General features: G+C 65.1%; 9 protein-coding genes and 1 riboswitch. Of the genes, 6 read left to right on the top strand and 3 right to left on the bottom strand.

All coding sequences use genetic code 11. The features are described from left to right. Positions 1–82 precede the first annotated feature (82 nt). Positions 83–1312: a cell division protein FtsA gene (gene ftsA / locus ACSQ22_RS10305; RefSeq protein ID WP_008903721.1), complete on the top strand. Its 1230-nt coding sequence runs from the start codon at positions 83–85 to the stop codon at positions 1310–1312. Positions 1313–1547: 235 nt separating this feature from the next. Further along, positions 1548–2789: a cell division protein FtsZ gene (gene ftsZ, locus ACSQ22_RS10300; protein WP_055399554.1), complete on the top strand. Its 1242-nt coding sequence runs from the start codon at positions 1548–1550 to the stop codon at positions 2787–2789. Between the two features lie 124 nt (positions 2790–2913). Here the strand turns inward: ftsZ and ACSQ22_RS10295 are convergent, their stop codons facing one another. After that, positions 2914–4701, bottom strand: coding sequence for a methyl-accepting chemotaxis protein (locus ACSQ22_RS10295; protein ID WP_436130232.1), 1788 nt, complete (start codon positions 4699–4701; stop codon positions 2914–2916). 215 nt (positions 4702–4916) lie between these two features. Between ACSQ22_RS10295 and lpxC the strand changes: the two genes are divergently transcribed. The 4 genes from lpxC to ACSQ22_RS10275 all read left to right on the top strand — a co-directional run bounded on the left by lpxC (position 4917) and on the right by ACSQ22_RS10275 (position 10050). Then, positions 4917–5840: a UDP-3-O-acyl-N-acetylglucosamine deacetylase gene (lpxC, locus tag ACSQ22_RS10290; RefSeq protein WP_121422316.1), complete on the top strand. Its 924-nt coding sequence runs from the start codon at positions 4917–4919 to the stop codon at positions 5838–5840. A 7-nt stretch (positions 5841–5847) separates the two neighbouring features. Beyond that, positions 5848–6024: a hypothetical protein gene (locus ACSQ22_RS10285; RefSeq protein ID WP_176888338.1), complete on the top strand. Its 177-nt coding sequence runs from the start codon at positions 5848–5850 to the stop codon at positions 6022–6024. 42 nt (positions 6025–6066) lie between these two features. After that, positions 6067–6190: riboswitch (TPP riboswitch) on the top strand. A 114-nt stretch (positions 6191–6304) separates the two neighbouring features. Next, on the top strand, positions 6305–8197 hold the full coding sequence (thiC, locus tag ACSQ22_RS10280; protein WP_436130231.1) for a phosphomethylpyrimidine synthase ThiC: 1893 nt from the start codon (positions 6305–6307) through the stop codon (positions 8195–8197). Between the two features lie 197 nt (positions 8198–8394). Then, a complete protein-coding gene (locus tag ACSQ22_RS10275; RefSeq protein ID WP_055398550.1) occupies positions 8395–10050 on the top strand; it encodes a methyl-accepting chemotaxis protein in 1656 nt (551 codons plus the stop codon). Between the two features lie 249 nt (positions 10051–10299). On the opposite strand, the gene ACSQ22_RS10270 is transcribed toward ACSQ22_RS10275, so the two are convergent. Continuing rightward, complete coding sequence (locus tag ACSQ22_RS10270) at positions 10300–11688, bottom strand: GspE/PulE family protein (RefSeq protein WP_121422318.1); 1389 nt, start codon at positions 11686–11688, stop codon at positions 10300–10302. A 13-nt stretch (positions 11689–11701) separates the two neighbouring features. After that, positions 11702–14314, bottom strand: coding sequence for a type II secretion system secretin GspD (gene gspD / locus ACSQ22_RS10265; protein ID WP_436130230.1), 2613 nt, complete (start codon positions 14312–14314; stop codon positions 11702–11704). Positions 14315–14316: the final 2 nt, after the last annotated feature.

The raw sequence follows: 14316 nt of genomic DNA, 5'->3' as shown, positions 1-14316 counted from the left end.
TGGTATGTGGAGCGGTACGCAGGTGGGTTCGTGAATGGGGCCGTGGGGCGGCGGGACAGAACAGAGAAGGGCAGAGACTGATATGGCAAGAGAATACAAAGACGTTGTGGTGGGGCTGGATATCGGCACCGCCAAGGTCATGGCCGTGGTGGCCGAGGTCCTGCCCAATGGCGAGCTCAAGCTTGCAGGCTTGGGCGTGGCCCCGAGCAATGGCCTCAAGCGCGGCGTGGTGGTGAACATCGACGCTACCGTGCAAAGCATCCAGCAGGCCCTGAAAGAGGCCGAGCTGATGGCCGACTGCAAGATCCAGCGTGTGTACACCGGCATCACCGGCAGCCATATCCGGGGGCTCAACTCCAGCGGCATGGTGGCCGTGAAGGACAAGGAAGTCACCTCGGCCGACGTGGCGCGCGTGGTCGAGACGGCCAAGGCCATCAACATCAGCAGCGACCAGCGCCTGCTGCTGGTGGAGCCGCAAGAGTTTGTGATCGACGGGCAGGATGTGAAAGAGCCCATCGGCATGAGCGGCATCCGCCTGGAGGCCAAGATCCACATCGTGACCGGTGCGCAGAGCGCGGCCGAAAACATCATCAAGTGCGTACGCCGCTGTGGCCTGGAGGTCGAGCAGCTCATGCTGAACCCGCTGGCCAGCAGCCAGGCCGTGCTGACCGACGATGAGCGCGAGCTGGGTGTGGTGGTGGTGGACATCGGCGCGGGCACGACCGATGTGGCCATCTTCACCGGTGGCGCGATCCGCCACACGGCAGTGATTCCGATTGCGGGCGACCTCATCACCAGCGATATCGCGATGGCGCTGCGCACGCCCACCAAGGACGCTGAAGACATCAAGGTGGAAAGCGGCTACGCCAAGCAATTGCTGGCCGACCCCGAGGCGCAGGTGGAAGTGCCGGGCCTGGGCGACCGCAGCCCGCGCATGCTGAGCAAGCAGGCGCTGGCCGGTGTGATCGAGCCGCGGGTGGAAGAAATTTTCTCGCTCGTGCAGCAGGTGGTGCGCGAGTCGGGCTATGAAGAAGTGCTGTCGTCGGGCATCGTGCTCACAGGCGGCAGCTCGGTGATGCCCGGCATGATCGAGCTGGGGGAAGACATCTTCCTCAAGCCCGTGCGCCGAGGCATTCCCAAGTATTCCAGCGCGTTGTCTGACATGGTGGCCCAGCCCCGTGCTGCTACCGTCATGGGCCTTCTCGAAGAGGCCCGGCTGGCCCGTCTGCGCGGCTTCAAGGTGGCGCAAAAGAGCGGGTCCATGAAGACGGCGTTCGGCCGTTTCAAAGATTTCATCGTGGGGAATTTCTGACCATGAAATACCCAGGAATGAGCGCCGCCGGGCCGCCCCAAGGTGCGAAGGCCCCCTTGGGGGGCAGCGCAGCACACGCAGTGGCAAGCGTGGGGGCCTTGTGGTTAGCCCGTGGTAGCCCGCACGGCACTGCGCGAGAGCGATGGCGATGTACAGGACCGCCTCGTTCTCCAGCCACCAGTACCCCCTTCCCCATATGGCAATTGCCTACGAATTTAGAAACAGGAGCTCCAAGATGACCATCGAAATGATCGAAGCCGAAGAATTCAACCAGGGCACCCAGATCAAGGTGATCGGTGTGGGCGGTGGCGGCAGCAATGCCGTCGAGCACATGATTTCCCGCAGCGTGCAGGGCGTGGAGTTTGTCAGCGCCAATACCGACGCGCAGGCGCTCACGCGCAGTTCGGCCCACCGTGTCATCCAGCTGGGTGGCAGTGGTCTGGGGGCAGGCGGCAAGCCTGAAAAGGCGCGCGATGCAGCCGAAGCGGCAGTGGAAGACATCCGCGACGCCATCCAGGGCGCGCACATGCTGTTCATCACGGCCGGCATGGGCGGCGGCACGGGCACGGGGGCTGCCCCGGTGATCGCGCGCATCGCCAAGGAGATGGGTATTCTGACCGTGGGTGTGGTGACCAAGCCTTTCGACTGGGAAGGTGGCCGCCGCATGAAGAACGCCGACGAAGGCCTGGCCGAGCTGGAAGCCAATGTGGATTCGCTGATCGTGGTGCTCAACGAAAAGCTGCTCGATGTGCTGGGCGATGACATCACCCAGGACGAAGCCTTTGCACACGCCAACGATGTGCTCAAGAACGCCGTGGGCGGTATCGCTGAAATCATCAACGAGTACGGCCAGGTGAACGTGGACTTCGAAGACGTGCGCACCGTGATGGGCGAGCCCGGCAAGGCCATGATGGGTACGGCCACTGCCAGCGGCCCCGACCGCGCCCGCATCGCTGCCGAGCAGGCCATTGCCTGCCCGCTGCTCGAAGGCATCGACCTGTCGGGTGCCAAGGGCGTGCTGGTGCTGGTCACCGCGAGCAAGGGCAGCCTCAAGCTGTCCGAGTCGCGCCAGGCCATGAACACCATCAATGCCTACGCATCGACCGACGCTCATGTGATCTTCGGCGCTGCCTACGACGAAACCCTGGGCGACGAGATCCGCGTGACCGTGGTGGCCACAGGCCTGTCGCGTGCCAACGCACGCCGCCAGCCCATCTCGGTGGTGCAAGGTGGCCTGCGCACGGGCACGGACAATATGGCCTACCAGATGCCCATGGCCGGTGTGGGAACGCTGGGGGGGGCTGTGGGTGTGCAAGGCGGCCACACGGGCAGCGCGCAAGCCGACTACGGCAGCATGTCGGTGCCCAGCGTGTGGCGCACCAACCGCACGCAGGCGGCAGCCCGCGTGGACGCGCTGTCCTCGGGTGGCATGGATGACCTGGAGATCCCGGCCTTCCTGCGCAAGCAAGCAGACTGATCGACAACAGGCTCTTCCATGGGCCGCAAGACAAGAAGCCCTGCCAGCACAAGCTGGCAGGGCTTCTTTTTTTTGGCAGCGAGGTTTGCTTGCGCTGTGCTTGTGCTGCTTCAGGTCCTGGGGGTCAGAAGGACTCCCAATCGTCGTTGTTGTTGTCCGTTGCAGGTTTGGGGCTGCTGGCCTTGGGCGGCAGCGCCGCTGCCGGGGCCTTGGCGGGCGACGCTGGGCGGGGTGCAGCGGCCTTGGCCAGTGCGGGGCGCGGTGCGGCAGCGCGTCCGGGAGCGGGTGTGGGGCGGGGTGTGGCCGCAGGGGCGGGCCGGCTTGCCGGGGACGGCGCTGGGGCATTGCTGCCATTGACCCGGAACAGCGCGACCACCTGGGTGAGCTTCATGGCCTGCTCGCGCAGACTGTCTGCGGCGGCAGTGGATTGCTCCACCAAGGCAGAGTTCTGCTGCGTCATCTGGTCGAGCTGGTTCATGGCCGTGTTGACCTGGGCAATGCCCTGGCTCTGCTCGGATGTGGCCGAGCGGATTTCGCCAATGATGTCGGTCACGCGCTGAACGCTTTCCACGATCTCGGTCATGGTGGCGCCCGCATTGCCCACCAGCTGCGTGCCCGATTCCACCTTTTCGACCGACGCGCCAATCAGGGCCTTGATCTCCTTGGCGGCTTCGGCACTGCGTCCGGCAAGGCTGCGCACCTCGCTGGCCACCACGGCAAAGCCCCGGCCTTGCTCGCCCGCGCGGGCCGCCTCGACGGCGGCATTCAAGGCCAGGATATTGGTCTGGAAGGCGATGCCATCGATCACGCCGATGATGTCGCTGATCTTGTTGCTGCTGGCGTTGATGTCCTGCATGGTGGCCACCACCCGCGACACCACTTCACCCCCACGTGCCGCGACCGCAGCGGCCGATGTGGCCATCTGGTTGGCCGTCTGGGCGGAGTCCGAGGTCTGCTTGACGGTGCTGGTCAGCTCCTCCATGCTGCTGGCCGTGCTTTGCAGGTTGCTGGCGGTGTCTTCGGTGCGGTGGGCCAGGTCGTTGTTGCCCTGCGCGATTTCGCTCGACGCGGTGGCGATGCTGTCGGTGGCGGCGCGCACGTCGGTGACCAGCTTGCGCAGCGAAGTGACCATGTGGGCGAGCCCGTCGAGCATCGAGCCTGGGTGGGCCGTGGGGATGTGTGTATCGAGATTGCCTTCGGCCACTTCCGACATGATCGCGATGGCGTCAGTGGGCTCTCCCCCGATCTGGCGCAGCACGGAGCGCGATACGAACAGGCCGATGGCCCCCACCACAAGAATCACCACCACCACCATGGCCAGGCTCGACAGCAGGGCCTTGCGCAGCAGCATGTCCACGTCATCGGTATACAGCCCCGAGCCCACCATCCAGTTCCAGCCGTCTACACGGACGATGTACTGGAGCTTGGGCACCGGGGTAGTCTGGTTGGGGCGGGCAAACATGGTGGGGACAAACGCTTTGCCATCCTTGCTGCTGCGCATGCCGTTCACCAGCAGGGCGATGATGTCCACCCCCGAGCCGTCCTTGACCTTGCCCAGCATGTTCTGCCCATCCCACTCGGGTTTGAAGGGGTGCATCACCCCCACGCCCTCGGTGGTCCAGATGTAGAAATACTCGGTCTTGCCCTCGGGGCCGCCATAGCGCGCAATGCGCAGGGCGTCCTTGGCGGCCTTTTGGGCCTCCTCCTGGGGCATGGCGCCGCTGGCGGCCTTGGCCTGGTAGGCGGCCACTATGCTGTGGGCGGACTGGACGGCGGTGGTCAGCAGCTCTTTTCGGGACTCGGTGATGAGTCGTCGCTCCTGCAGGAGGGAGGTGACGGCCATGATCAGCAGCGCGACAAGCGCAGTGCCGATCATGAGCATGATTTTCATTTTGAAGCTGAGCTTGCTCATGGGAGTCTCCTGGGGGGCATTTGTGGTGTGTTCATGTTGTATCTTTTCAAGGCCCTCTGGCCCCAAATTGTGCGGCGAACCCGGGGGCCTGCGCAGTAGGTGAAAACGCGGCGGTAGCTCTACGTACGGGCCCCAAGCGCTCCGGGCATGGCGTCTGCAAGGCAGGCAAGACCTCAGCCCGTGCGGGACAGGGCGCCAGAAACTAAAATGGCGGGATGCTCCAGCAACGCACCCTCAAGACACTGACCCGCGCCGTAGGCGTCGGGCTGCACAGCGGCCAGCGGGTCGAGTTGACCCTGCGGCCAGCGCAGCCGGACACGGGGATTGTCTTTCGGCGGGTGGATCTGCCACAGCCCGTGGACATCCCGATCCGCGCCGAGGCCGTGACGGACACCCGGCTGGCATCCACCATCGCGGTCGGCAATGCCAAGGTGCACACGGTGGAACACCTGATGTCGGCCTGTGCCGGGTTGGGGCTGGATAACCTTTATGTGGACATCACGGCCGAAGAGGTGCCTATCCTCGACGGATCTTCCGCATCTTTCGTTTTCCTGCTCCAAAGCGCAGGGGTCGAGCTGCAAAACGCGCCCAAGCGCTTCATCCGCGTCCTGCGGCCGGTGGAGGTCCGCGAGGGCGAGGGCGCCAATGCCAAATGGGCACGTTTGACGCCTTACCACGGCTACAAGCTCAGTTTCGAGATCGACTTTGACCACCCGGCCGTGGACTCCACCGGCCAGCGTGTGGAGTTTGACCTGGGGCAAGGCAACTACAGCCGCGACATTGCCCGCGCCCGCACCTTCGGCTTCACCCGCGATGTGGAGATGATGCGCTCCAACGGCCTGGCCTTGGGCGGCGGGCTCGATAACGCCATCGTGATGGACGACTACAAGGTGCTCAACAGCGACGGCCTGCGTTATGACGACGAGTTCGTGAAGCACAAGATCCTGGATGCCATGGGCGACCTGTACCTCATTGGCAAGCCCCTGCTGGCTGCGTACAGCGCTTTCCGCTCGGGCCACGCCATGAACAACCTCTTGCTGCGCGAGCTGCTGGCCCAGCGTGATGCCTGGGAGGTGGTCACCTTCGAGGATGAGCGCCAGGCCCCCACCGGCTTCGCTCAGCCCGCGCGCGCCTGGTAGCACGCACATGTTGATCTTTCGCTGGCTGGCCATGCTGCTGCTTCTGGCGGCTGCCGTGTCGTTTGCGTTTTATGCCGGTACGGGGCAGGCGCGCTACAAGCGCCTGGGGCTCATCATCCTCAAGTGGACGGTGATTGCCGCCGTCTTTTTCTTTGCGGTGATCCTCATTGGCCGACTCGCGTGATGCGCGGGCTCTGCAACGCAGTTTTTTCTCTGGCCTATACTCGCGCCTGCTCCGGGGTGTGCTGATGCGCTGAGATGCAAGAGGCCTGAAGAAATTCAGGCCAGCTTGCGAACCCGACGAACTTGATCCGGTTCATACCGGCGGAAGAAGAGCCGACCTCCTTGTCCCCGTGCCCGCAGTCCCTGTGGGCACGTCATGCCCCAGGTGCTGCCGCCCCTGGGGGGCGCACAGGTCCATTCCGGAGCAGACCCCACCGCCACCGGAACCAGGAGACCTGCCCATGAACGCCCCCGATCCCATCGCTCGCGAGAAGTTTGCTGAATTGCTGGCGCTGACGCGCGAGCCCTTCCCCGCATCGCGCAAAGCCTATATCCCCGGCCAACTGCACACCGACCTGCGCGTGCCCGTGCGCGACATTGCGTTGACCAACGGCGAGCTGGTCAGCGTGTACGACACCTCCGGCCCCTACACCGACCCTGAAGCCGTGATCGACGTGCGCAAGGGCCTGGCCAGCGTGCGCGGGGGCTGGATCACCGGCCGTGGCGATGTGGAGCACTACGAAGGCCGCGCTCCCGTGGCGCTGGACGATGGGCAAAAGAGCGAAGACGCCACGCGCCTGGCCCAGCTGCGCGCCGAGGCCGCCGCCCTGCAGCGCAAGCCCCTGCGCGCCAAGGCCGGTGCCAACGTCACGCAGATGCACTACGCCAAGAAAGGCATCATCACGCCCGAGATGGAGTACGTGGCCATCCGCGAAAACGGCAAGCGCGAGTGGATGGAGCAGTACATGGCTGACGCAGGCCGCGAGCAGCGCCTGATGGGCAACCCGATGGGTGCCAGCATCCCGCGCATCATCACCCCCGAATTCGTGCGCGACGAAGTGGCCCGGGGCCGCGCCATCATCCCCGCCAACATCAACCACCCCGAAGTGGAGCCGATGGCAATCGGTCGCAATTTCCTGGTCAAGATCAACGCCAACATCGGCAACTCGGCCGTCACATCGAGCATTGAAGAAGAGGTAGAAAAGCTCGTGTGGGCGATCCGCTGGGGTGCCGACAACGTGATGGATCTTTCCACCGGCAAGAACATTCACACCACACGCGACTGGATCGTGCGCAACTCGCCCGTGCCGATTGGCACGGTGCCGATCTACCAGGCGCTGGAAAAGGTGGGCGGCGTGGCCGAAGACCTGACCTGGGAGATCTTCCGCGACACGCTGATCGAGCAGGCCGAGCAGGGCGTGGACTACTTCACCATCCACGCGGGCGTGCGCCTGGCCTACATCCACCTCACGGCGCAACGGCGCACGGGCATCGTCTCGCGCGGCGGCTCCATCATGGCCAAGTGGTGCATGGCACACCACCGCGAGAGCTTCCTGTACGAGCACTTCGAGGACATCTGCGACATCATGAAGGCGTACGACGTCTCGTTCAGCCTGGGCGATGGCCTGCGTCCCGGCTGCGCGTCTGACGCCAATGACGAAGCGCAATTCGCCGAGCTGCACACGCTGGGCGAACTCACGCAAGTGGCTTGGAAGCATGACGTGCAGACCATGATCGAAGGCCCCGGCCATGTGCCCATGCACATGATCCAGGCCAACATGACCGAGCAGCTCAAGACCTGCCACGAAGCGCCGTTCTACACCCTGGGCCCGTTGACCATCGACATCGCACCGGGCTATGACCACATTGCCAGCGCGATTGGCGCGGCCATGATCGGCTGGATGGGCACGGCCATGCTGTGCTACGTGACGCCCAAGGAACACCTGGGGCTGCCCGACCGTGATGACGTGAAGCAGGGCATCATTGCCTACAAGATCGCCGCCCACGCGGCCGACGTGGCCAAGGGGCACCCGGGCGCCCGCTCGCGCGACGATGCGCTCAGCCAGGCGCGCTTCGACTTCCGCTGGCAGGACCAGTTCAACCTGGGCCTGGACCCGGAAACAGCGAAGGAGTACCACGACGAAACCCTGCCCAAGGACTCGGCCAAGGTGGCGCATTTCTGCTCGATGTGCGGCCCCAAGTTCTGCTCGATGAAGATCACGCAGGAAGTGCGTGACTTTGCAAAGCAAAAGGGTGTGGCCGAGGCTGAAGCCCTGGCCCAGGGCATGCAGACCAAGGCGGCAGAGTTTCAGAAGGGCGGGGGCGAGTTGTACATCCCCCTGAAGCCCGTTTGAGAACAGTGCAATAAGCGCAGCTACTGGCCCCGAGGATTCCCTGAAGCAGGGCCTCGGGGCCGTGCTTACCCTGTGCGGTGGATAGCCCCGCCCGGCATATAGTCCCGCCCACCCCCGGTTCAGAAGACCGGGAGGAAGGGCGTGTGGCACTAAATTTGCTATGCTGAGTTACCTGTTAAAAAATGTAAGGAAGAGCCATGAATGCTCTCGGCCGCTTCTCTATCCGCACACGTCTTTACTTCGGAACCGTTTTTTCGCTGATTCTTCTGATCGTCATTGGCGCCATGGGCTATGTGGCCCTGGACCGCACCCGGGGCACATTGCAGGAGCTGTTTTCGCAGCGGGTGCAAACCCTGACTGATATGTCCGACCTGCGCACGACCCTGGGTGACCTGCGCCGGACCGAAAAAGACATCATCATCAATTTCAACAACTCGGTCGAGGTCTCTGCCCTGCGCGAGTCCTGGGCCAAGACCCTGGCTGCCCTGCGCAAGAGCCTGGCCGAGGTGCGCCAGGTGCAGTCGGGCGATGCAGAGTTTGTGGCCTCCATCGACAAATCCCTGGACGAGATCAAGCAGTACGAAACCGGCATTGCCCCCATCTTCGAGAAGATTGAGGGCGCGCAGCTCGATGGTGCGGGGGGCGGTGCCTACGCCGACCGCCTGAAGGTCCACATGGAGGCCACCGACAAGCTGTTCTCCAGCCTAGCCAGCGCGGCCCGCTCGCAGATGGACGAGGCCCGTGCGGGGGTTGAATCGCGCACTTCCACCATGTCGGCGTTGATTGGCATCGGGCTGGTGCTGGGGTTGGCGGTGCTGATTCCGCTCACCTTCTTCAGCGTGCGCTCCATCACCAAGTCGCTGGGGCAGGCGCAGGAACTGGCCGACCGCATTGCCAGTGGTGACCTCTCTCGCGATGTGGCGGCCATGAACCAGGACGAGGTGGGCCAGCTGGTGTCAGCCATGGGCCGCATGCAGGACGCCTTGCGGGGCCTGGTGCGCCAGGTGCAGGACGCGGCAGGCAACATCACCACCGCCAGTTCCGAGATCGCCAGCGGCAACCATGACCTGAGCCACCGCACCGAGCAGACCGCGGCCAATCTGGAGGAAACCGCTTCGTCCATGGAGCTGCTGACCAGCACCGTGCAGCAAAGCGCCCAGTCCTCCCGCCAGGCCAGCGACTTCGCTTCGTCGGCCGCCGAAGTGGCCGCACGCGGTGGTGCCGTGGTGTCGCAGGTGGTGACCACCATGGACCAGATCACCACCAGCTCGCGCAAGATCGCCGACATCACCGGCGTGATCGACTCCATTGCCTTCCAGACCAACATCCTCGCGCTCAATGCCGCCGTGGAGGCCGCGCGTGCTGGCGAGCAGGGTCGGGGTTTTGCGGTGGTGGCCAGCGAGGTGCGCAACCTCGCGCAGCGCAGCGCCGAGGCGGCCAAGGAGATCAAGGGCCTGATCGGTTCGTCGGTGGAGCGCGTCGAAGATGGTTCGCGCCTGGTCAGCCAGGCCGGGCAGACCATGACCGAGATTGTCAGCAGCGTGCGCCGGGTGTCTGACATCATTGCCGAGATCACGGCCTCGTCGGCCGAGCAAAGTGACAACATCGGCCAGATCAGCCAGTCCGTGAGCCAGCTCGACCAGATGACGCAGCAGAACGCCGCGCTGGTGGAAGAGTCCACCGCTGCCTCTGAATCGCTGCGCGAACAGGCGCTGCACCTGAGCAGTGCGGTCAGCCAGTTCAAGCTGCAGGACGGCGGGGCTCCTGCACCCTCGGTCTTCAGCGCGGCAGCGGCGCCCGCTGCGCCAGCCGTGGCCCAGGCGCAGCGCAGGCCTGCGCTGCGCATACGTTAATTTTGAGCATTTTTTGAACGCTAGGGACCCTCTGCACGAATCACCTCGCCGTGTGCATCTGCGGTCTCGGGCGGTCTGCCGCGTTGCAAAACCTCGCAATAGCTACGGCTATTGCTGCGTTTTGCGCCTTGCAGCCCATCCCGATCCGCAGCGCACACTTGCCGCTCGATTCGTGCAGAGGATCCCTAGCGCTTATCTATTAATCGCTAGTTGCTATCAAAATGATATCAAACTGGCCTCTGCGGCTGGCTAGTCCCGCGTCACCCGCAGCACTTCCTCGCGGCTGGTGATGCCTGCTGCAATCAGCCGTTCCCCATCCTCGCGCATCAGCGCCATGCCGTCGGCCAGCGCGGCGGTGCGGATGTCGGCTTCGGACGCCTGGTTGTGGATTTGCGCGCGGATCGCGTCGGTGGTCACCAGCAACTCGAACACACCGGTGCGGCCCGTGTAGCCCGTCTGGCCGCAGTGCTCGCACCCGCTGCCGTGGCAATGGCTGCAGTATTTGCGCACCAGCCGCTGGGCCAGCACGCCGAGCAGGGACGACGACAACAGGAACGGCTCCACCCCCATGTCGGTCAGCCGCGTGACGGCGCTGGCTGCGTCGTTGGTGTGCAGCGTGGCCAGCACCAGGTGGCCCGTGAGTGAGGCCTGGATGGCGATCTGTGCGGTTTCGAAGTCGCGGATTTCGCCGATCATGATGATGTCCGGGTCCTGGCGCAGGATGGCGCGCAGGGCCTTGGCAAAGGTCAGCTCGATCTTGCTGTTGACCTGCGTTTGCCCCACCCCGGGCAGCTCGTACTCGATGGGATCTTCCACCGTCATGATGTTGTTGCGCGTGGCATCGAGACGACCCAGCGCCGCGTACAGCGTGGTGGTCTTGCCCGAACCCGTGGGCCCCGTCACCAGAATGATCCCGTGCGGCTGGCTGATCAGGCCCTCGAAGCGGCGCAGCGTCTCACCCTGCATGCCCACGGCTTCCAGGCTCAGTTTGCTTTCGCTCTTGTCCAGCAGGCGCAGCACCGCGCGTTCACCATGGGCGCTGGGCAGGGTGGAAACGCGTACGTCAATGGCGCGGGTGCCCAGGCGCAGGCTGATGCGGCCGTCCTGCGGCAGGCGTTTCTCAGAGATGTCCAGGTCGGCCATGATCTTCAGGCGCGAGATCAGCGCGGCGTGCAGCGCGCGGTTGGGTTGCACCACCTCGCGCAGGGTGCCGTCCACGCGAAAACGCACGCTGGAATGGCGCTCGTAGGGCTCGATGTGGATGTCGCTCGCGCCATCGCGCGCGGCCTGCGTGAGCAGGGCGTTGAGCATGCGGATGATGGGTGCGTCGCCCGCGGATTCGAGCAAGTCCTCGACGGCGGGAAGCTCCTGCATCATGCGCGAGAGGTCCGCGTCGCTCTCGACCTCGCTCACCACGGTGGCGGCGCTTGATTCGCTGTGCGAATACACGGCGCTGATGCGCTGGGCCAGGGCCGGGGCGTCCAGCGGCAGCAACTGCTGCACCGGGTGTTTGCGCAGCACTTCGGACAGCGCACCGGCGTCGGGGTGGGGGCCATGCCACAGCACCAGCTGGTGGCCGTCGTCCTCCAGCAGCAGCTGGGCGGTGCGGGCAAAGGCGTAGGGCAGGGGGTGGCGCATGGGCGTGGGTCCGTCAGAGCGCCTTGGGCGAGACCGTGGCGTTGAGTGCCAGACTGCGCACGGTGGCGGCAGCGGCGTTGGCCGCATCTTCGGTGTTGTAGGGGCCCACACGCACGCGGGTGAGCGTGCCCCGGTTGGTGTCTACCGCCTGGATGGACAGGGGCAGTGCCGTGCTGCGCAGCTTGGTCATGGCGCTGCGCGATTCCGCGTCCTTGCCGAACACGCCCACGTTCACGTAGTACAGCGGCGCGGGGACCTGCGCCTGGGCCGTGGGGCTGGACTGCTCCACAGGCGCGCTGCTTTGGGGAGCGGTACCCGGTGTGGGTGGGGGCGGCGCTACAGGGGTGAGCTGCTGCATGGGAACGGGCACCGGCGCGGCGGGCTGCACAGGCATGGGGCTGGCGACCGAAGGCGCCCGCTCGGGCAGCGAGGGAAGGATGGGGGCGCCAGAGACCGACTTCATGACGGTGCTGGCGGCGGGCTGCGTGGCCTGCTGCAGCGCGCGGATCGCTTCGTAGCGGTCCATCATCAGTGCGTCGCTGGTGGCGTTGTCACGCACCACAATGGGGCGCAGGAAGACCATGAGATTGGTCTTGTTGCGCGAGCGGGTTTCGCTGCGGAACAGGTTGCCCACCACCGGCAGGTCGCCCATCACCGGCACCTTGTCCTGGCCTTGTTGGTAGCTGTCTTCCAGCAGGCCGCCGATCACGATGATGCTGCCGTCGTCCACCACCACGTTCGACTCGATGGAGCGCTTGCTGGTGCTAGGGCCGTTGGCATTGCTGAGGGTGGCGGTGTCGATCTTGGACACCTCCTGGTAGATCGCCATCTTCACCGTGCCGTTTTCGCTGATTTGCGGACGCACCTTGAGCATCAGGCCCACGTCCTTGCGTTCCACGGTCTGGAACGGGCTCACGGTGCTGCTGCCCGTGGTGTTGGCGTACGAGCCGGTGACGAAGGGCACGTTGTTGCCGATGATGATTCGCGCTTCCTCGTTGTCCAGCGTCATCAGGTTGGGAGTGGAGAGCACGTTGGCATCGCCGCTGTTCTGCAAAAAGTTGGCCAGTGCGCCCAGGTAGTACTGGCCGTTGATGCGTGGCGCCAGCGCCAGGTTCATGCCCTGACCCAGCGTGCCCGCCGCCGTGGCGATGCTGGATGCATTTCCTGTCGCCAGTGCCGCAGTGATGCCCAGGATGTTGGCGCCCGCCTGTCCGGAATTGGTGCCGATCACGCCCACGGTGCCATCGCCTTGTTTGCCCAGGATGCCTTGCCACTGGATGCCGAACTCGGCGAGCTTGTTGGCCGAGACTTCCACGATCAGGCTTTCCACCAGCACCTGTGCGCGGCGTCCGTCGAGTTTGTCGATCACTGCACGCAGCTGGCGGTACAGGGGCTCAGGCGCCGTGATGATGAGCGAGTTGGTGGTGGGGTCGGCCTGGATCTGGCCGCCCGTGGACGGCTGGTTGTTGTTGGTGCTGCTGGTGCCCATGCCACTGCTTCCCGAGCCCAGTCCCCCACTGCTGCCACCTGATAGACCGCTGCCTGTGGACAGCATGTTGCCGCTGGTGCCGCCACCGCCCAGGCCTCCACTGGGCGCGGCCGGTGCGGCGCTTGCGCCCGCGCTGCCACCTCCCGTGTTGCCGGTGCCGCCCATGGCTGCCATGGCGGCACGCAGCGTGGTGGCCAGCTTGGTGGCGTCGGCGTTCTTCAGGTACACCACATGGATGTTGCCGGTGGACGCACTGCTGCCGGGCGCAGGCGCCTGGTCCAGCTGTGCCACCAGCGCGCGCACCTGGGCCACACGGGCCGGGTTGGCGGCGCGCAGGATCAGCGCGTTGCTGCGCGGCTCGGCAATCAGCGTGGTCTTGAACGAGGTGTCCGCCTGCCCCTGTGCGGCGACCGGCGCGGCACCGCTGCCCCCGTCGATCAGGCGCGCCACCAGCGGCGCGAGGTCAGTGGCGACGGCGTTGCGCAGCGGGATCACTTCCACATCGCTGGCGTTGGAGACATCCATGGCCGCCACGATGCGCGCCAGGCGCTGCAGGTTGTCAGCGTAATCGGTGATCACCAGCGAGTTGTTGCCGGGGTTCACGTTGATGGTGTTGTTGGGGCTGATCAGCGGGCGCAGCACGGGCACCAGATTGGCGGCGTTTTCAAAGTTGAGCTTGAAGATCTGGGTGACGATCTGACCGCCACCGGGCGCGCTGCCAGAGCTGCCCTGCACCACGCTCACGCTGCCGCCTTGCAGTTTGGCGTCGGCCTCGGGCACCACCTTGTACAGGCCTGCAGCCTCCACCACCGTAAAGCCCTGCAGCCGCAGCGCGGCCAGGAACTGCTGGAAGGCGGCGGCGGGCGACACGGCGCGTTCGGTGACCAGGTTGAGCTGGCCCTTCACGCGCGGGTCGACCACCACGTTGCGGCCCGTGATGGTGGCCATGGTGCGGGCCACGGCTTCGATCTCGGCGTTGGCGAAGTTCAGGGTGACGGGCTCGCCGGCGCGCACGCTGCCGGTGCCGGTATCAATGGCGGTTTGGGCGATAATTTGCCCGCTAGCGCACGCCAGTATTGCGCTAGCTGCTATTGCTTTAAGAGCAAAACCCAGGCGTGGTGACAACAAGGAGTTCATAG

It is taken from the genome of Acidovorax sp. LjRoot38 (genome assembly GCF_964252975.1).
GTDB lineage: Bacteria > Pseudomonadota > Gammaproteobacteria > Burkholderiales > Burkholderiaceae_C > Acidovorax > Acidovorax facilis.
The sequence above is the reverse complement of the archived record's forward strand: the minus strand, read 5'-3'. Positions and strand labels throughout refer to the sequence as shown.

Bases quoted from the DNA above. Each gene is read 5' to 3' on its own strand.
- ACSQ22_RS10295 (WP_436130232.1), bottom strand. From the start codon at position 4,701: ATGAGCAAGCTCAGCTTCAAAATGAAAATCATGCTCATGATCGGCACT.
- gspD (WP_436130230.1), bottom strand. From the start codon at position 14,314: ATGAACTCCTTGTTGTCACCACGCCTGGGTTTTGCTCTTAAAGCAATA.
- ACSQ22_RS10270 (WP_121422318.1), bottom strand. From the start codon at position 11,688: ATGCGCCACCCCCTGCCCTACGCCTTTGCCCGCACCGCCCAGCTGCTG.
- thiC (WP_436130231.1), top strand. From the start codon at position 6,305: ATGAACGCCCCCGATCCCATCGCTCGCGAGAAGTTTGCTGAATTGCTG.
- ftsA (WP_008903721.1), top strand. From the start codon at position 83: ATGGCAAGAGAATACAAAGACGTTGTGGTGGGGCTGGATATCGGCACC.
- ACSQ22_RS10275 (WP_055398550.1), top strand. From the start codon at position 8,395: ATGAATGCTCTCGGCCGCTTCTCTATCCGCACACGTCTTTACTTCGGA.
- lpxC (WP_121422316.1), top strand. From the start codon at position 4,917: ATGCTCCAGCAACGCACCCTCAAGACACTGACCCGCGCCGTAGGCGTC.
- ACSQ22_RS10285 (WP_176888338.1), top strand. From the start codon at position 5,848: ATGTTGATCTTTCGCTGGCTGGCCATGCTGCTGCTTCTGGCGGCTGCC.
- ftsZ (WP_055399554.1), top strand. From the start codon at position 1,548: ATGACCATCGAAATGATCGAAGCCGAAGAATTCAACCAGGGCACCCAG.